13 protein-coding genes, 1 tRNA gene and 1 pseudogene are annotated in these 18,039 nt (G+C 72.6%); 7 read left to right on the top strand and 8 right to left on the bottom strand.

Annotation, left to right across the window (positions count from 1 at the left end; all coding sequences use genetic code 11):
* Positions 1-235 precede the first annotated feature (235 nt).
* The 4 genes from AB0L25_RS32125 (at position 236) to AB0L25_RS32110 (ending at position 5,344) form a co-directional block, all read left to right on the top strand.
* Positions 236-898, top strand: coding sequence for a TetR family transcriptional regulator (locus tag AB0L25_RS32125; RefSeq protein ID WP_500176497.1), 663 nt, complete (start codon positions 236-238; stop codon positions 896-898).
* Positions 899-1,026: 128 nt separating this feature from the next.
* On the top strand, positions 1,027-1,989 hold the full coding sequence (locus AB0L25_RS32120; RefSeq protein WP_500176496.1) for a quinone oxidoreductase family protein: 963 nt from the start codon (positions 1,027-1,029) through the stop codon (positions 1,987-1,989).
* A gap of 52 nt (positions 1,990-2,041) precedes the next feature.
* Complete coding sequence (locus AB0L25_RS32115; protein WP_500176495.1) at positions 2,042-3,403, top strand: DUF4389 domain-containing protein; 1,362 nt, start codon at positions 2,042-2,044, stop codon at positions 3,401-3,403.
* An 87-nt stretch (positions 3,404-3,490) separates the two neighbouring features.
* Complete coding sequence (locus AB0L25_RS32110; protein WP_500176494.1) at positions 3,491-5,344, top strand: serine/threonine-protein kinase; 1,854 nt, start codon at positions 3,491-3,493, stop codon at positions 5,342-5,344.
* Positions 5,345-5,368: 24 nt separating this feature from the next.
* Here the strand turns inward: AB0L25_RS32110 and AB0L25_RS32105 are convergent, their stop codons facing one another.
* Positions 5,369-6,340, bottom strand: a complete 972-nt coding sequence (locus AB0L25_RS32105) for an alpha/beta hydrolase (RefSeq protein ID WP_500176493.1) — start codon at positions 6,338-6,340, stop codon at positions 5,369-5,371.
* A 168-nt stretch (positions 6,341-6,508) separates the two neighbouring features.
* Here AB0L25_RS32105 and AB0L25_RS32100 point away from each other — a divergent pair, with 168 nt between their 5' ends.
* A complete protein-coding gene (locus AB0L25_RS32100; protein WP_500176492.1) occupies positions 6,509-7,903 on the top strand; it encodes an amino acid permease in 1,395 nt (464 codons plus the stop codon).
* 109 nt (positions 7,904-8,012) lie between these two features.
* Positions 8,013-9,557, top strand: coding sequence for an ArnT family glycosyltransferase (locus AB0L25_RS32095; RefSeq protein WP_500176491.1), 1,545 nt, complete (start codon positions 8,013-8,015; stop codon positions 9,555-9,557).
* Here the strand turns inward: AB0L25_RS32095 and AB0L25_RS32090 are convergent.
* From AB0L25_RS32090 to AB0L25_RS32075, 4 genes are all read right to left on the bottom strand, one after another.
* Positions 9,541-10,131: a DUF1444 domain-containing protein gene (locus AB0L25_RS32090; protein WP_500176490.1), complete on the bottom strand. Its 591-nt coding sequence runs from the start codon at positions 10,129-10,131 to the stop codon at positions 9,541-9,543. The genes AB0L25_RS32095 and AB0L25_RS32090 overlap by 17 nt on opposite strands.
* A 79-nt stretch (positions 10,132-10,210) precedes the next feature.
* Positions 10,211-11,716, bottom strand: coding sequence for a cobyric acid synthase (locus tag AB0L25_RS32085; RefSeq protein ID WP_500176489.1), 1,506 nt, complete (start codon positions 11,714-11,716; stop codon positions 10,211-10,213).
* Positions 11,701-12,606, bottom strand: a complete 906-nt coding sequence (locus tag AB0L25_RS32080; protein ID WP_500176488.1) for a cobalamin biosynthesis protein — start codon at positions 12,604-12,606, stop codon at positions 11,701-11,703. The genes AB0L25_RS32085 and AB0L25_RS32080 overlap by 16 nt, the downstream gene beginning before the upstream one ends.
* The gene (locus tag AB0L25_RS32075) at positions 12,581-13,348 is read right to left on the bottom strand and encodes a phosphotransferase (RefSeq protein WP_500176487.1); all 768 of its coding nucleotides are present in this window, start codon (positions 13,346-13,348) and stop codon (positions 12,581-12,583) included. Before AB0L25_RS32075 ends, AB0L25_RS32080 begins: the two co-directional genes overlap by 26 nt.
* A 114-nt stretch (positions 13,349-13,462) precedes the next feature.
* On the opposite strand from AB0L25_RS32075, the gene AB0L25_RS32070 reads away from it, so the two are divergent.
* A tRNA-Arg gene (locus AB0L25_RS32070) sits at positions 13,463-13,536 on the top strand.
* A gap of 208 nt (positions 13,537-13,744) precedes the next feature.
* On the opposite strand, the gene AB0L25_RS32065 is transcribed toward AB0L25_RS32070, so the two are convergent.
* From AB0L25_RS32065 to AB0L25_RS32055, 3 genes and pseudogenes are all read right to left on the bottom strand, one after another.
* Positions 13,745-14,038, bottom strand: a complete 294-nt coding sequence (locus tag AB0L25_RS32065; RefSeq protein ID WP_500176486.1) for a hypothetical protein — start codon at positions 14,036-14,038, stop codon at positions 13,745-13,747.
* 1,050 nt (positions 14,039-15,088) lie between these two features.
* Entirely contained in the window at positions 15,089-16,993 is a 1,905-nt protein-coding gene (locus tag AB0L25_RS32060) for a TolB family protein (RefSeq protein WP_500176485.1), read from the bottom strand.
* A gap of 536 nt (positions 16,994-17,529) precedes the next feature.
* Positions 17,530-18,039: pseudogene (locus tag AB0L25_RS32055) on the bottom strand (IS5 family transposase); the annotation flags it as partial.

The raw sequence follows: 18,039 nt of genomic DNA, 5'->3' as shown, positions 1-18,039 counted from the left end.
CGGTCTCAGCATGACCCGAGCAGACCGTCTGCGCAGCGAAAACGCGGAGAACGGTCTGCCCTTTCCCGCCGCCGCGGGCGCTGGCCCGCCGCCGGACGGGCGACACGCGGAGCGCGCCGGGGCCAATCGCAATCGAATAGTTGAAATGTCACACGCATGGGGGGCGCGCCGCCGTGATAGAAGCACTGTGAGAGCGGGCGGGCACGGCCCGTGCACCGGGGCAGGAGGAGCTGCGATGACCGCCGACGCGGCCGGCGGGCCGCCGGGGCCCGCGCACGGACCCTCCACCGGCGGGGTCCGCGAGCGCAAGAAGCGGCGGACCCGCATGGCCCTGATCGACGCCGCCCTGGAATTGTTCGCCCGCAACGGCTACGAGGACACCACGATCGACGAGATCGTCGCCGCGCTCCCGGTCTCCCAGCGGACGTTCTTCCGCTACTTCGCCTCCAAAGAAGACGTCATCCTCAGCCAGGTCACCGAGCGCTACCAGGCCCTCGAACACGCCTTGGCCGCACGCCCCGCCGACGAACGCCCCTTCACCGCCCTGTTCGAGGCGCTGCGCACCGTCCTGCAGACGATCGCCGCGGGCGACGAGGAAGACGTCGCACGGTTCCGCCGGATCCGGCAGGTCATCGAGGCGACGCCCCCGCTGCTGTCGGCCGAACTCACCCGCTACGCCGCCTCCGAGGGCGCCCTGGTCGCCGAGGTCGCACGCCGCGAAGGCGTCGACCCCGAACGCGACCTGCGGCCCCGGCTCGTCGTCGCGCTCTTCACCGCCGCCACCCGCGTCGGATTCGAGGACTGCTCCCGCCGCTCGATCTGGGACCCCGGGACGATCGCCGCGCGCGTCGACGAGACCGTCGCGCTCGTCGACGCGACCGTCCGCGACTGGACGTGACGCACCGGCGGCGCGGCCCCGCGGTGGACGCGACCGTCCCGGGCATGGAACAACCCGTGCGGGGGCGCGGTTACCGCGTTCGGTAGCCCGCTGATCAAGACAGGTCACCGTCGAGAGGGAGAAGAAGCATGCGCGCGATCGTCGTGTCGGAGAACGGCGGCCCGGAGGTGCTGGTGCCCGCCGAGCGCCCGGACCCGGAGCCCGGGCCCGGCGAGGTGCTGGTCGACGTCGCGGCGGCGGGCGTCAACTTCATCGACGTGTACTTCCGGACGGGCGCCTACCCGCAGCCGCTCCCCTACACGCCGGGCATGGAGGCCGCCGGGACGGTCGCGGCGGTGGGGCCGGGCGTGGACGGCCTCGCCGTCGGCGACCGCGTCGCGTGGGCGAACGTGCAGGGCGCCTACGCGGAGCGGGCCGTCGTCCCGGCGGAGAAGCTCGTGCCGGTGCCGGACGGCGTCGACCCGCACGACGCGGCGGCCGTCCTCCTGCAGGGCATGACCGCGCACTACCTGACCCGTTCGACGTACCCGGTCCGGGCGGGCGACACGGTCCTGGTGCACGCGGCCGCGGGCGGCATGGGGCTGCTGCTCACGCAGGTCGCCGCGATGCTCGGCGCCCGGGTGATCGGCACGGCGTCGACCCCGGAGAAGGCGGAGCTGGCGCGGGCGGCGGGCGCCGACGCGGTGCTCGGCTACGACGGGTTCGCCGACCGGGTGCGGGAGCTGACCGGCGGCGAGGGCGTCGCCGCCGTGTACGACGGGGTCGGCGCGCCCACGTTCGACGGCAGCCTGGCGAGCCTGCGGCGGCGCGGCGTCCTGGCGCTGTACGGGGCGGCGGGCGGCCCGGTGCCGCCGTTCGACCCGCAGCGGCTCAACGCGGCCGGGTCGCTGTTCCTCACCCGCCCGACGCTCGCGCACCACATCGAGACCCGCGCGGAGCTGCTCGAACGCTCCGGCGAGGTGTACCGGTGGGTCGCGGACGGACGCGTGCGGGTGCACGTCGGGCACCGGTACGGCCTCGCCGACGCCCGCGCGGCCCACACCGACCTCGAAGCCCGGCGAACCACCGGAAAGCTCTTGCTGACTCCCTGACGGGCCTAGAGTGGGCCCGGAGAGCTGATCATCCGAGGAGCCCGAGCCCCCCATGACCGCCACCACCACCGCCGAACCCCTCGCGCCGGACGAGCCCCGCGTCCTCGGCGCCTACCGCCTGCTCGGACGGCTGGGCCGCGGCGGCATGGGGACCGTCTACCTGGGCGCGGAGCCGAACGGGCGCCGCGTCGCGGTCAAGGTGATCAACCGGGAGCTGGCCGGGGAGCCGGCGTTCCTCGCCCGGTTCCGCCGGGAGGTGACGGCGGCGCGGCGCGTCCACCGGTTCTGCACGGCGCCCGTCCTGGACGCCGAACTCGACCAGGACCCGCCGTACATCGTCACCGAGTACATCGACGGGCCCAGCCTGCACGACGCGATCCGCGAGCGCGGGCCGCTGCCCGGCTCCGACCTGGAGGGCCTCGCGGTCGGCGTCGCGACCGCGCTCACCGCCATCCACGGCGCCGGGATCGTGCACCGCGACCTCAAGCCCGCGAACGTCCTGCTGTCGTCCACCGGCCCCCGCGTGATCGACTTCGGCATCGCCCGCGCCCTCGACGCCGCCGACGGCCTCACCCGCACCGGGCAGTTCGTCGGGACGCCGTCCTACATCGCGCCCGAGGTGCTGGAGGGCGCGCCCGTCGAGCGGGCCTCGGACGTCTTCGCGTGGGGCTGCGTGGTGGCGTTCGCCGGGACGGGACGGCCGCCGTTCCGGGGCGAGACGGTCGCGGAGACGTTCCACCGCATCGGCGCGGAGGAGCCCGACCTGGACGGGCTCGACCCGCGGCTGCGGGAGATCGTCGCGGCGGCGCTCACCAAGGACCCGCGCGAGCGCCCGACCGCGCAGGACGTCCTCGCGCGGCTCGTCGGCCGGGAGCGGCCGGATCCGGAGCGGCTCGCGGAGTCGGTGTCGGCGACCTGGCGGCGGGACGGCGCGGGCGGCGCGGCCACGGCGACGGGCGGGCACCCGCTCCCGCCGCCGGTGCCCGCACCGGACCCGGACTCCGCCGCGCCGCCCGTCCCGCTCCCGGCGCCCGTCCCGGAGGCCGCGGCCGAGGCCGCGACCTCGGGCGGCACGGCGGGCGGCACGGCGGCGGGCGGTGCCGAGCCGACCGTCCTGGTCGACCTGCCGTACCCGGAGGCGTGGCGGGGGGCGCGGCGCTGGCTGACCCTGCTGCGCACCCTGCTGGTGATCCCGCACCTGGTGGTCATGCTGGTCATGCACGTCCTGCTGGTGGTCGTGCTGCTGCCGAGCTGCCTGGTCATCCCGTTCACCGGGCGCTACCCGCGCCCGCTGTACGCCCTGGTCGTCGGCTGCCAGCGCTGGTCGGCGCGCGTCGTCGCGTACGCGTTCGGCCTCACCGGCGAGAAGCTGCCGCCGTTCCGGACGCTGCCGCGCGCCCGGCGCGAACGCTGAACCACCACTAGGCTTCGCACGTCCCATTTCACCGAGGACCGCTAGGGTTCTGACGGACAGTTCCCCCATTCCCCCCACAGGATCAGGATGACCACGCACCCAGGAGAAAACGGCGAGGCGCTGCGCCCCGGGGACCCCGACCGGCTCGGCCCGTACCGGCTGACGGGACGGCTCGGACGCGGCGGCATGGGGACCGTCTACCTGGGCGAGGACGACGGCGGCCGCCGCGTCGCGGTCAAGGTGATCAACCGGGAGCTGGCCGGGGAGGGCGCGTTCCGGGAGCGGTTCCGGCGCGAGGTGACCGCCGCCCGGCAGGTCCGGCGGTTCTGCACGGCGCCCGTCCTGGACGCCGAGCTCGACCGGGACCCGCTGTACGTCGTCACCGAGTTCATCGACGGGCCGAGCCTGGAGAAGGCCGTGCGGGAGCGGGGGCCGCTGCCCGGCTCCGACCTGGAGGGCCTCGCGGTCGGCGTCGCGACCGCGCTGTCGGCGATCCACGGCGCGGGCATCGTGCACCGCGACCTCAAGCCCGCGAACGTCCTGCTGTCGTCCACCGGCCCCCGGGTGATCGACTTCGGCATCGCCCGCGCCCTCGACGCCGCCGACGGGCCCACCCGCACCGGGCAGTTCGTCGGCACCCCGAACTACCTGCCGCCGGAGATCCTGCGCGGCGAGCCGATCACCCCCGCCTCCGACGTCTTCTCGTGGGGCTGCGTCGTCGCCTACGCCGGGACGGGCGTCGCGCCGTTCGCCGGCGACACCGTCCCCGCGATCTTCTACCGGGTGGTGCACGACGAGCCGAAGCTGGACGCGCTCGACCCCGGCCTGCGGGACGTCGTCGAGGCCGCGCTGGACAAGGACCCCCGCAACCGCCCGTCCGTCCAGGAGCTGCTCGCCCGGCTGGTCGGCACCGGCGCCACCCCCGACCCGGCGACGCTCGCCGAGACGGTCGCGAGCGGCTGGCCCCGCCACGGCGCGGCGGCCGGGACGGGCGCCGCGGCCGGCGCGGGGATCGGCGCCGGCGTCGTCGGCGCGGGCGTGCAGGACGCGCCGACCCTCCAGTCGCCGTCCGTGCAGCCGCCGCCCGCCGCGGGCGGCGGCCCGGCCGACCCCGCGCGGACGGTCCTGCTGCGCGGCGACTCCACCCGCGGCGACTCCACCCGTGACGACGCGTCCCCGACGCCGCCCGTCCCGCCCGGGTCGCGGCCGCCGTCCGGGTCCGGGTCGTCCGGACGTCCGGGCGGCGGGGTGCCGCGCCGGGCGCTGGCCATCGGCGCGGGCGTCCTCGCGGTCGGCGTGCTGATCGGGTTCATCGGCTACAAGGTGATCGGCGGCGGGCCGCCGGACAAGCTCGCGACCGCGTTCAGCGACACCTTCACCAGCGACGACTCCGGCTGGTACACCTTCGGCGAGAACCAGCTCTACGCGAACGACCGGTACCGGATGCGGACCTCCGGCTCGGACTCGTCGCTGAACGCGTTCGTGCCGAAGGGCGAGGTGAAGGACTTCCCCGACCCGCTCCTGGCGACCGTCACCGTCGCCGTCCGCGAGGGCCCCGCCGACGCCCGGTTCGGCATGACGTGCCGGTCGAACGACGAGGGCGCCCGGCAGTACGTCTTCCTGGTCCGCAACGACGGCCAGGGCGCGCTGCTGCGCAAGGTCAACGGTGACCTCGGCACCAAGGACCTGGCGACGGTCGACTCGTCCGGCGGATGGGACGAGGAGGGCCCCAACGAGGTCCAGATCGCCTGCGAGGGGCAGGACGACGACAGCGTCCGGCTGCGGCTGTGGGTGAACGGCGACCAGGTCATCGACGAGACCGACGGCGAGCAGCCGCTGCCGAACGGCTGGGTCGGGCTGCGCATCGAGCGGGGCGGGAACCAGGCCGAGGATGTCACCGCCGAGTTCGACGACTTCGACATGTCGAAGATCCTCGAGTAGCCGCCGGCCCCGCGCGGCGGGCGGTCAGCGGGCCGGTTCGGGCGGCAGGTACCCGTTCGTCCAGCGCGCCAGCTCCTCGAACACGCGCCCGCGCACCGGCTCGGGCGACAGCACCAGGTCGTGCAGGCCGCCCTCGATCCGGACGAGCGTCACGTGCGGGCCGAGCCGGGGCGCCCAGCGGGCCATGTGCTCGACGTCGAGGATCGCGTCGGCGCCCGAGACGTCCGGTGACCGGCGGGACGGGCGGACGCTGCGGGTGGACGCCATCACCAGCACCGGCACGTCGATCGCGAGGCCGCGGTGCAGGCGGAGCTGCCCGCGCCGGACGGCGTCCAGCCAGGCGGCGCGGACCGGGAAGCCCAGCAGCGGCTTCCAGGAGAGGTCGAAGTCCCATTCGCCCTCGTGCTCGCGGTGCAGGCTCCGGGCGTACAGGTCGGACAGCCCGGCGGGCAGCGGCGCCTTCGGCAGGCGGGAGCGCAGCGCGCGGGCCAGCCCGGCGCCGATCTTGCGCATGGGCCACGGCTCGTTGATGTCCAGGAACGGGCTGTTGAGGAACACGCCGTCGATCAGCCCCTTGCCGCGCACCCGGTCGGCGTACAGGGCGGCGACGAGGCCGCCGGTGGAGTGCCCGTTGAGCAGCAGCGTCCCGTGCTCGTCCCGGTCCCGGACGATCCGGACGGCCGCGTCGATCTCGGCGAAGTACTCGGTGAGGCTCTCGATGTAGTTCGGCGTCTGGTGGGGCCGCAGCGAGCGCCCGTACTTGCGCAGGTCGAGCGCGTAGAAGTCGAACCCGAGGCCGGTGTAGAAGTCGGCGAGGTGCCGCTGGAAGAAGTAGTCGACGAACCCGTGCAGGTAGAGCACCGCGCGGCGGGACGGCTCGGGCCTGCGGCGCCGCACCAGCGTCGCGACGACCTCGCCCTCGGCGTCCCGGCCCATCGGCAGCTCGATCGCCTCGTAGCCGGGGCCGAGCACGTCCGTCGCCACGACCTCGCCCATCCGGGCCTCCCTCGGTCTCGATCTCCGGTCTCGATCTTCGTGCAGGGCCTCAGCGTACGGCGTCGGCCCGCCGTCCACATTTCGGACGCCCCATATGACGGATATCGACACTCGCACAGGTCATCTAGGGTGGATCCGTCCAAGACGCGAGCACGGGAACGCGAGGGAATGTCCGAAACTCAACACGCGGGGCTGCGGACCGGGCTCCGCCGCCGGCACATGACGATGCTCGCGATCGGCGGCGCGGTCGGCGCGGGCCTGTTCGTCGGGAGCGGCGCCGTGATCGGCACCGCGGGCCCCGCGGCCGTCCTGTCCTACGCGGCCGCGGGCGCGCTCGTCCTGTGCGTCCTGCGGGCGCTCGGCGAGATGGTCGTCGCGCGGCCCGTCGCGGGGTCGCTCGCCGAGTACGCGCGGATGGCGCTCGGCCCGTTCGCCGGGTTCACGATCGGCTGGATCTACTGGTACCTGTACGTCATCCTCGTGGGCGCGGAGGCGGTCGCGGGCGCCGCGATCCTCGCCGAGTGGATCGACCTCCCGGCCTGGACGCTCGCCGCCGCGCTGCTCGTCGTGATGACGGCCGTGAACCTCGTGTCCGTCCGGTCGTTCGGCGAGTTCGAGTTCTGGTTCGCCTCGATCAAGGTCGCCGCGATCCTGGTGTTCATCGTGCTCGGCGTCCTGTGGGTGCTCGGCCTGTGGCCCGACTCCCCCGGCGGCCTCGGCAACCTCACCGCGCACGGCGGGTTCGCGCCGAACGGCGTCGGGGCGATCTTCACCGCGATCGTCGCGGTCATGTTCGCGTTCGGCGGCACCGAGATCGTCACCGTCGCCGCCGCGGAGAGCAACGAGCCGGGCCGCGCCGTCGCGAAGGCCACCGGCAACGTGCTGTGGCGAGTCGCGATCTTCTACGTGTTCTCGATCCTGCTCGTCGTCGCGATCCTGCCGTGGAACGCCGCCGAGGTCCTCACCAGCCCGTTCGTCAGCGCCCTGGAGCACCTCGACGTCCCCGCCGCCGGAACGCTGATGCAGGCCGTGATCCTCACCGCCGTGCTGTCCGTGCTGAACTCGGCGATCTACGTCTCGTCGCGGATGCTGTACGTGCTGACCCGCGACGGCGACGCCCCCGCCGGGCTCGTGAAGCTGAACCGGCGCGGCGTCCCCGTCCGCGCGATCCTGCTCGGGACGGTCGCCGCGTGGGCCGCGGTCATCGCCTCCTACACCTCCCCCGACCAGGTCTTCGCGTTCCTGATGAACTCGATCGGGGTCGTGCTCGCGTTCGTCTACCTGGCGATCCTGTTCTCGCACCTGCGGCTGCGCGCGCGCCTGCAGCGCGAGGACCCGGGCAGCCTCACCTACCGCATGTGGCTGTTCCCGTACCTCACCTGGGTCGTCATCGCCGCGCTGGGCGCCGTCCTGGTCTCGATGGCGCTCATGGACGAGCGCCGCTCGCAGCTCGTCGCGTCCCTGGTCAGCCTCGCGGTGGTCGCCGCCGCCTACCCGCTGCGCAGGCGGTTCGGGAAGACGCCGCCGGTCGACGCGCCGCAGACGCTCGCGAAGAACCCGTAGGGCCCGGACGCCGCGGAACTCCCACCGGATATCGGCGCGCGGATCCGTGACCGGGCCTGGACACCAGATATATCGTGACGTGGGCCACATCACGGCATATGGTGCGCATGTGTCCGCCCCCGCCTCCAAGGCGCCCGACCCGTCCGAATCCGACCCGTCCGATCCCGGGAGCACCGCGCCGGCGGCGCCCGCGTGGCGGCCGCTGCTGCTCGTCGCGGGCGGCGCCGCGCTCGTCCTCCTCGCCCTCAGCGCCCGCTACGGGTACCACCGCGACGAGCTGTACTTCCGCGTCGCCGGACGGCACCTCGACTGGGGCTACCCGGACCAGCCGCCGCTCGTCCCGCTGCTCGCCCGCGCGATCACCGCGCTGTTCGGCGACTCCCTCGTCGCGCTGCGCGTCCCGTCCGCGCTCTGCGTCGCCGCCGGGGTCCTCGTCGCGGGACTGACGGCCCGCGAGCTGGGCGGGCGGCGGCGCGCGCAGCTCCTCACCGCCGGGGCGTACGCCGTGTGCCCGTTCGCGATCGCGTCCGGGCACACCCTCTCCACGGCCACGTTCGACATGCTGCTCACCACGGTGCTCGCCTTCCTGGCGATCCGCTGGGTGCGGACCCGCGACCAGCGGCTCCTCCTCGCCGCCGGCGCGGTCACCGCCGTCGCCGTCAACGTCAAGTACCTGGCGCCCGTCGCGCTGGCCGCGCTCGTCGCCGGGCTGCTGATCGCCGGGCCCCGCGACCTCCTCCGCCGCCCCCTGCTCGCCGCCGGGGCCGCCCTCGCGCTCGCGGCCGCCGTCCCCGGCCTGCTCTGGCAGGCCCGGCACGACTGGCCCCAGCTCGACATGGCCGACGCCATCGCCGGAGACGCCGACTTCGGCGGGCGGCCCGGCTTCCTCCCGTTCCAGCTCGTGCTGACCGGCGTCGTCCTGTCCTGGCTGTGGATTTACGGGCTGTGGCGGCTCTACCGGTCGGCCGACCTCGCCCCCTACCGGTTCGTCGGCCACGCCTACCTGCTGCTGAACGTCGTCTTCCTCGCCACCGCGGGCAAGCCGTACTACCTGTCCGGGCTGTGGGCCGCGCTGTGGGCGGCGGGCGCCGTCGAGGTCGAACGGCGGGGCGCGCCCCGCGGCTGGGGCTGGGCCGCGACCGTCCCCGCCTACGCGGTCACCGGCGTCTCGACCGTCCTGCTCACGCTGCCCGTCTACCCGGTCTCGACGCTCGCGGACACCCCGCAGCCCGCCGTGAACTCCGACGGCGCCGAGACCGTCGGCTGGCCCCGGTTCGCCGCCGAGGTGGCCCGCGTGCACCGCACGCTCCCCCCGGGCGAACCCGCGACGATCATCGTGAGCAACTACGGCGAGGCCGGGGCGCTCGACCGCTACGGGCCCGGCCACGGCCTCCCCCGCGCCTACAGCGGCCACAACGGCTACTGGTACTTCGGACGCCCGCCCGACACGGCCACCACCGCGATCGTCGTCGGCCCGGAGACCGTCGCGGGAGCCGCCCAGCTACGGCGCTTCTGGACGGACGTCCGTCCGGCCGGACGCATCGACAACGGCGTCGACCTCGACAACGAGGAACAGGGCAAGCCCGTCTGGATCTGCCGCGGCCTCCGCGGCACCTGGACCGACCTGTGGCCCGAGTTCAAGACACTGTCGTGAGGATCTCCCAGGACCCCGACCGGCGGACCAGCAGGTCGTGGCCCAGCAGTGCGGACGCCGGGGAGTCCCACGCCGGGTCGGCGTCCCGCGCCCACACCTGGGCGACCGCCCAGCGCAGCTTGTCGACGCCCTCCGGGTGACCGGTGCCCGACGCGACGAACACGTCCCGCGCGGGCGCCGCCACCACCAGGTCGCCCTCCACGCCCTGCGCGAGCTTGTCGAGGAAACCGTCGTCCAGGAGCAGGCTCGCCTCGAGCCCGCCCAGCGCGACCGTCACGGCGCGCACGTCCGGATACCAGTTCAGGCCCAGCTCGGGGCGCCGGTCCCGCAGGTTCAGCACCGCCCGCGTGCGCAAGTCGCCCGGCTCCACGCCCAGCTCCGCGCAGTGCCGCCGCGCCACATGCTCGTAGCGGCGGCCGTTCTCGTCCGCGTGCTCCAGCGCGTACGTCACGTACAGGTCGCCGGCGAACGGGTCGCGCACCGGCTCCTCGTCCGCCGGGAGCGGGAACTCGAGCTGCACCTCGGCCGGCACCCGCGCCTTCATCAGCGGGACGATGAGACTCGGGTCCGTCACGGGGTATTCCTCCTGATACGTCGGCCGCACCTTCGAGTGGATCACCCTACCGCCGCGCCCGTCTCACGCGTCCCGGGCCTTACCGACCCTTGACACCGGAACGCACCACCGGCAGATCCGCCGGCGCGCCCTGCTCGATCAGCCGCCACACCGCGTCCGTGTCGAGATGCTCCTCCACCAGATCGCCGAGCGCGTCCAGCGTCGCCTCCCGCAGCGCGGCGAACGACACGTCCGGCGCCGGCACGAAATCGCGCCCCGCCGCCCCCGCGACGTCCCCCAGGAACGCCCGCCGGAACCCGTCGTTCTCCATCGCGCCGTGCCACGTCGTCCCCCAGACGTTGCCCGACCTGCACCCGTCCAGGAAAGGCTCGCCGCCCTCCACGGCCACGACGCCGTGATGAATCTCGTACGCCTCCACCGGTTCCCCGTACGCCGCCCCGCTCGGACGTCCCAGCACCTTCTCCCGGCCGAACACCACGCTCGCGGGCAGCGCGCCGAGCCCCTCGACGCGCCCCCGGCCCGACTCCACGTCGTCCCGGATCTCCCGCGCGAGCATCTGGTACCCGCCGCACACCCCGAGCACCGGCCGGCCCTCCCGCACCCGCCGCAGGACCTCGTCCGCCATCCCCCGCTCCCGCAGCCACGCCAGATCGCTCACCGTCGCCCGCGTGCCCGGCAGGACGACCAGATCCGCGTCCGCGAGATCCCCCGCGCTCGCCGCGTACCGCACGACCACCCCGGGCTCGCAGGCCAGCGCGTCCAGATCCGTGAAGTTCGAGATCCGCGGGAACCGCACCACCGCCACCCGCAGCGTCTCCCGCCCGTACGGGGCCCGCGCGTCCGGCCGCGGAGCGTCCAGCGCCAGCGTGTCCTCCGAATCGAGGTAGAGCCCGAGCTTCCACGGCAGGACGCCCAGCGTCGGCCGCCCCGTCAGCTCCCGCAACTGCTCGAGCCCCGGCTCCAACAGCTCGGGCGCCCCCCGGAACTTGTTGATCACGAACCCCGCGATCAGCGCCTGGTCCTCCGGCTCCAGCAGCGCCACCGTCCCGAACAGCGACGCGAAGACACCGCCCCGGTCGATGTCCCCCACCACGACCACCGGCAGGTTCGCCGCCCGCGCCAGCCCCATGTTCACGATGTCCCCCGCCCGCAGATTGATCTCCGCCGGGCTGCCCGCCCCCTCGCACACCACCACGTCGAACTCGTCACGCAGTCGCGCGAGCGACTCCCCCACGACCTCCCGCAGACGCTCCTTGTGACGCCCGTACTCCAGCGCGTCGACCTCCGCCACCGGACGCCCCAGCACCACCACCTGGCTCCGCCGGTCGCTCCCCGGCTTCAGCAGCACCGGATTCATCAGCGCCCGCGGCGTCACCCCCGCCGCCTGCGCCTGCATGAACTGCGCCCGCCCGATCTCCGCGCCGTCCTCCGTCACCATCGAGTTCAGCGACATGTTCTGCGCCTTGAACGGCGCCACCCGCACGCCCTTCCGCCGCAACCACCGGCACAACCCCGCCGTCACCACGCTCTTGCCCGCGTCCGACGTGGTCCCCGCCACCAGCAGCCCGCTCACTTGCGCCTCCACGCCGCCACCGCGGCCAGCCCCGCCGCCGCGAACGTCACCGCCGCCGACAACCGGACGGCCCTCCCGATGTCCCGCACCTCCGGCGCCCGCCCGTCCCCCATCTCCGGACGCCGCTCCACCAGCCCCCCGTACGCGTTCGTCCCGCCCAGCCGCACACCCAGCGCCCCCGCGAACGCGGCCTCGCACCGCCCCGCGTTCGGGCTCGGGTGCTTCCCGCCGTCTTGCAGCAGCACCCGCCACGCGTCGGGCCCGCCGAACAACGCCACGAGCGCCCCCGTCACCCGCGCGGGCACCCAGTTCATCGCATCGTCGAGCCTCGCAGCCGCCCACCCGAACCGTTCGTACCGCGCGTTCCGATAGCCCACCATCGCGTCAAGCGTGTTCACCGCCCGATACACGAACAGGCCCGGGACCCCTGCGACCGCGCCCCAAAGCAGTGGCGCGACCGCCGCATCACTCGTGTTCTCCGCCACCGACTCGACCGTCGCCCGCACCAGCTCGTCCGCCTTCAACCCCTCGGGATCCCGAGCGCACAGATGAGGCAACCGAGCCCGCGCCGCCTCGAGATCGCCCCGCCCCAGAGCATCCGCCATCACCGAACCCTCACGCCCCAGCGACGTCCCCCCGAGGACCGCCCACGTCGCGAGAGCCGTCACCCACGGCCCCCTGCAGACCCGATCCACGGCGAACCCCGCGACACCCGCCCCGCCCACGAGCAGCCCCACGTACAGGACCCCCGCCGCCCGCGAATCCCGATACACCGCGCGCTCCACCCGCGACGCCACACGCCCGAACCCCGCGACCGGATGCCCCCGCCGCGGATCCCCCACCACCGCGTCCAGAAGCACCCCGAGAACGAGACCCTCAGCAGAGACACGAATCAAGCTCATCCCAGTGACGCTCCAGCCAATCCTGAGCCCGCCTTATCCGGAGCCCCGCACCACCCTGCCAGACGCGTGCCCAGCTCCCGCCCCTCCGGGCCCTCGCACGCATCGACTCGTACGACCGCTCGAACCGCACCCGAGCCGCCGGCAGCACCTCGCCCCTCTCACCCCGCGACAGCCCGTACGCGTCGCAGAACACCCGAAGCCTCCGCCCCACGTCGACGCCGTACCACACCGCGTCCCGATCCGCCGGATCCGCGATCGGCCCCCAATGCCGGAGCGCCGTCACCACGTCGTACAACCGCCGCGTCGGCCGCGCCAACTCGAAGTCGATGAACGCGACCGGCGTCCCCCCGCGAAAGACCACGTTCTCCGGCGTCACATCGCAGTGCCCGACGACCTCCGGGTCCCCATCGAGATACGAACCCTGATCCCACGGGCCGTCCGGCACCCCGAACGGCCGCACCGCCTCGTGGTACCGCCGCAGCAGCCCCGCGACCCCCCGCAGGGCGTCGTCCGTCCCCGCGTACCGCGGCAACGGCCGTCCGGGCACCTCCCCGGGCACCCAGCTCAGCACCTCGCGGCCCGACTCGTCCGTCCCCAGCACCCGCGGCGCCTCGAACCCGACCTCCTCCAGATGCCGCAGCAACCCCCGCACGGCCGCACTGTGCGCCCCCACCGGCCGCCGCACCGTGTCCGCCACCCGCACCACGCCCCCCGTCCCGGAGAGCGGAACCTCACCTTCCACGGCCACCAAAGATATGCCCCCTACCACAGCGGCGCGGCCACGAGCGGCGATATGGATGTGGAGCCTGACGACGCTCCGCCTTACACTGTGTCCCGGCGCCCAGCCGGTCGCCGAGCGCCCGTAGCTCAGCTGGATAGAGCATCGGACTTCTAATCCGACGGTCGCGGGTTCGAATCCTGCCGGGCGCGCTCTCTTCACCAGGCGATCCAGCCTATGACCAGGCAGAACGCCACCCGGACGACGTCCGGCCGGACGCAGCCGTATGCCACCGGATGCAGCCCCAGAGCACGGTTCCCGGAATATACACGGAATGACCACCCCGACGTTTCCCCAGGTCAGCCCGCATGCGAAGAGGGACCCCGGAACGCTCCGGAGCCCCTCCACGATAGTTGCCGATCATGCCGCCAACGCGTCCTCGATGCGCTGGTTGGCCACGTCCCGTTGCCCGTCGATGCACTTGGCGTAGACCCGCAACATCACATCGACCCCATGCCCAGCCCGTTCGGCCGCCTCCGGAGCATGGACCCCGGCGTTCAGCCACAGCGACACCGCCGCATGGCGAAGGTCATACGGACGGGCCGCAAACGGCGACTCGACCTGATCAGGAGTCAGCGCCAAGGCCCGAGCCCGCTTCCACACCTGCGCGTAGGCCGAGCCGGAGAACGATTGGCCCCCGCTGGTGACAAACATGCGCCCGTCCTCGGCCGTCCCGAACGCGTCGAGGTGATCGCGAAGGATGGCGACCAGTTCAGGCGGGACGGGCGCAGGGGAAGTGCTTATTCGCGTGGACGCCTCAACCAGGCAAGGGACCGTGGTCGCGTCTGTGAAGCATGGACGGGTGGACCGTGCTGCGGCACGTCGCCGTTTCTAGCCCTCTTCGGGCTTCAGCAGCGCCAACATGAACTGGGGCCCAGGCTTCGACGGTCGCCACCCCTGGTCCATTGCCTTGGTGATCGCGGTAGCCACCGTATGCGGAAGAACCACTGCTGCCGGGAGACCTACGGCATTGCCCGGATGAGCGCACGACAGTGAGACCACCAAGCGAGCACCAGGCCGATCGTTCTGCTGTACGGCGAAGGAGAGGGGAGACCACCCCATCGCTTGGTGGTAGGTCGGCCGACCGCGCACCTTCCAACGGAACTCGACGCCGTCGACGGTGATGAGCCGTGATCCCTTCCTCGCCAGCGCCACAGTGCTCCCGTCCCGCTGCTTCACCGGTCCGTCAGGGCCTTAGACGTCGTCTCATTTGGAGCGGTGGCGGCAGCAGACGAGGGTGGCGGCGGCGAGTGGGGCCTCAGTCCTGGCCGCTTCACGCCGGAACTGCCCCGCCCAGTCCGGGTCGTGATCGATGACGGTGACAGGGGCCGCCTGCCGCGTCATGCTGCGGTTCGTGATCGTCCGTTGGCATCACGATGCGCTCCCCTTCGTGCACCTCCGACACCGGTGGCGGCAGCGGGCAATTGCGGGGCCGGATGGTGATAGCCGCACCCCGAGCGGGCCCGTCAACAACACCCTTCACTCCCTAACCGATCGGCACTTCAGAACCACGGGTGCGCTGCGTGGCCGGGTGAGCCGGCTGATCGTGCTGGTCGCGATGGGAACGCGCGTTCCTACGGGCCACGCCGAGTTGGGGAGGAACCGTCCAGACCTTCCGGGTACGACCGTGCTCAATGCTCAGGAGCCCGGAGCGGGCCGGCCCCGCACCGGGCTCGGAGGTCGGGCCCGGTGCGGGGCGGGGTGTCAGGTGCCGTTGGCGGGTTGGGTGTAGGTGCGGCCGTCGATGGTGGTGGTCAGGGTGCCGGTGGCCTGAAAGATGTTGGTGAAGACGTCGATGGTGAGGTGGAAGCCGTCGGGGCTGGTCTTCTTGGTGGCGCGGACCGCACCGGTTTGGACGAGGTCGGAGTACCAGTCGACTTCGTTCAGCGTTGGTGTGGAATTAGTGGTGGTGACCTTCTCGGTGCCGTTGAGGACGTGGCGGCCATCGTCGGAGTAGTTCCGGTAAGCGACCTCGACGGTGCTGATGGCGGTGCGGTCGGCGTTCTCGGTGATCTTCACCTTGGCGACGCCGGACTTCTTGCCGGATACGAAGTAGTCGCCCTGCGGGGGGTAGGGGCGCTCGGGGGCGGCGCTGCCGGGCACGTACGGGGTGCCCCAGGGGACGGTGTCGGAGATCGGGGCGACCTTGCGCGGCTTGAGGGGCCTGCGGGAGGGGAGGTCGGCGATCATCATGCGGGAGGTGCGGCCGCCCTCGGCGGTGGAGGGTCGGCAGGGCAGCGGGTTGGTGCCGCCGCATGCGGGTGGGACGACGAACGCCTGCCAGTAGACGATCTGGGTGCCGTCGGGGGACCACTTGGGGTCGGCCCTGCCGTTCCAGTACGGATCGCTGACGCTGCCCGGGGCGCCGTCGCCGGCGTTGATCTGCTGGCCGGCGTAGCTTCCGCGGTCGCCGTGCCGGTCGATGAGGTAGGGCTGGAAGAACCTGCGCTGCCCGTTGTTGCGGGTGGAGGAGGCGGCGCTGGTGGTGATCAGGTCGGTGATCGGGGGGATGACGCGCATGCCGGCCATGAACATCTGACGGTCGGTGCCGCGGGTGTCCATGGCGACGGTCCACTTGTCGTCGGGTGAGATGTCGACGGGGTCGACGTACTCGGGGTGGGCGGTGAGGCGGCGGACCTTGCCGGTTTTGAGGTTGGCGGCGTACACGTCGATGTTGGAGGACTCGGTGGGGTAGCCGACGTAGGTGACCTCGTCCCCGGTGCCTGAGAACCCGCGTAGCTCGCCGACGGTCGGGACGGCGGGATTGATGCGCAGTTTGCGTGGGTTCTTGGGGTCGACGCGGACCGGCTGCTGGTCGGCGGCCGGGCTGTAGAGCCGTGTCACCTTGGTGATGTCGTAGCGGGGTGCGAGAGGCGTGCCGGTTGTGGGTGACGGGTTGAACGTCAGGCGCCCAAGGTAGGAGTACTGATTGAGCTTGCCGTTGCGGGTGATGGCGACGCTGCTGAAGCCCACGTGCACACCGTCGGGGTGCAGGCGTATCTCGCGGATGCTGCCGCCGGGGCCGGATCCGTCGGCGGTGGTGTTCCACCGCAACGGGTAGACGTGGGTCCTTTCAGGGGTGCACCGCCGGTCGGTGAAGGTGTACCCGCCGCACTCGATGATGTTCTCACCGGCCAGCAGGCGCTTGCCGTCCCAGGAGGTCTCCGCGTGCTCGTACTCCCCCGTTCGAGCGATCGTGTTCTCCTCCGGGAGCCCGCAGGTGATGCACTTCCAGGCGTCGCCGTTGGGGAAGGTCCGTCCGTTCGTCTTGACGATGATCGTCTGGTCGCCGGAGTAAACGGCCGCCGGGTCCGGAGCCGTGGGGGCTCCGGCGAAGTGGACGGTCGCCAGGACGTGCTCCCCGTCGGGAAGGAAGTCCCCGGACTCCAGTCCGACATTGCGGCCGACGCATCCGGTCCTGTTCGGGTTGATCTCGGGGGTGCACGCGCCGGGCTCGGTGGATTGCGTGACCGGCGGGAGCGGCAGCTCGCGGACCTTGATCGGCTCGGGCCTGGGCGGACGCGGTTCTCCGCCCGGCCATGAGTGCCCTGCCTGGGCCGGGGCAGGTGGTGCGGCGGTGGCCGTGTGCCCGGTGCTGCCGAGTGTCATCACACTGACGAGCAGGACGGCCGTCCACCGGCGTGACCATCTTCTTTTCAGCACGGTCGGCATCCGATTCCGCATGCATGTCCCTTCACCAGGGTGGAGTGATCGGAGTCACAGGAAGGCGTGGAAGTAGAATGGCAGTACGACTTTCGCTAGTCAAGAATGTGATTCTCGCTAGAGCGAACCTGGATTCCGTCCAGGAGGGGCGTCAATCTATGGTGGAGCGGTGGAGGGCGGCCCTCACCCACCTCACCGGGCCAGCACGAACCCCCGCCGGTCGGAAGACGTGCACGGACCCTCGTGTCGAGGGTTTCGGCGGCATGGAACTGTGGGGCTGCAGGGAGGCGAACCTCGGGCGGCCAGCCCGGAATCGTCCTACGGACTCCCGCTGGGGCCTGAACTTCGTGGATATGCCGTCTGGCCGAGGAACTCGGCCACCCGAGGGTCTGAATCTACGACTCGGCACCGCTGAGGGGGCCTTGTTCACCTTGCCCTGGTCGCCCAACGGATGTCCTGCATCGGACTCGTGCCGCCGTCCTTTAGACGTCGTCTCCTTTGGTGAGGTGGCGGTAGCAGATGAGGGCGGCGGCGATGCCGACGAAGGCCAGGAAGTGCTCGGCCTTGCGCTCGTAGCGGCGGTGCAGGCGGCGGAAGCCGTTCATCCAGGAAACCGTGCGTTCGACCACCCAGCGGTGCCGGCCGAGCCGGTTGGAGGTCTCGATGCCGCGGCGGGCGATGCGTGGGACGATGTTGCGGCTGCGCAGCCATCTCCGCAGGTCGGCGTAGTCGTAGCCTTTGTCGGCGTGCAGCTTTGCCGGACGGCGGCGGCGCGGGCCGCGGCGGGAGCGAACGGGCGGGATGCCCTTCACCAGCGGCTCCAGGCCGAGCTTGTCGTGGGTGTTGGCCGCTGAGATTCCGACAGAGAGGGGGCAGACCGGCACGGTCGGTGAGCGCGTGGATCTTCGACCCGGGCTTGCCGCGGTCGACAGGATTCGGGCCCGTCAGCTCCCCGTTACTTTGTTCGTGGCCCGGAGACGGGCTCCCGGTCT

This window comes from Spirillospora sp. NPDC052242 (genome assembly GCF_040679555.1).
In the GTDB taxonomy this organism is placed as follows: domain Bacteria; phylum Actinomycetota; class Actinomycetes; order Streptosporangiales; family Streptosporangiaceae; genus Spirillospora.
This window is presented reverse-complemented; position numbering and strand designations above follow the sequence as displayed.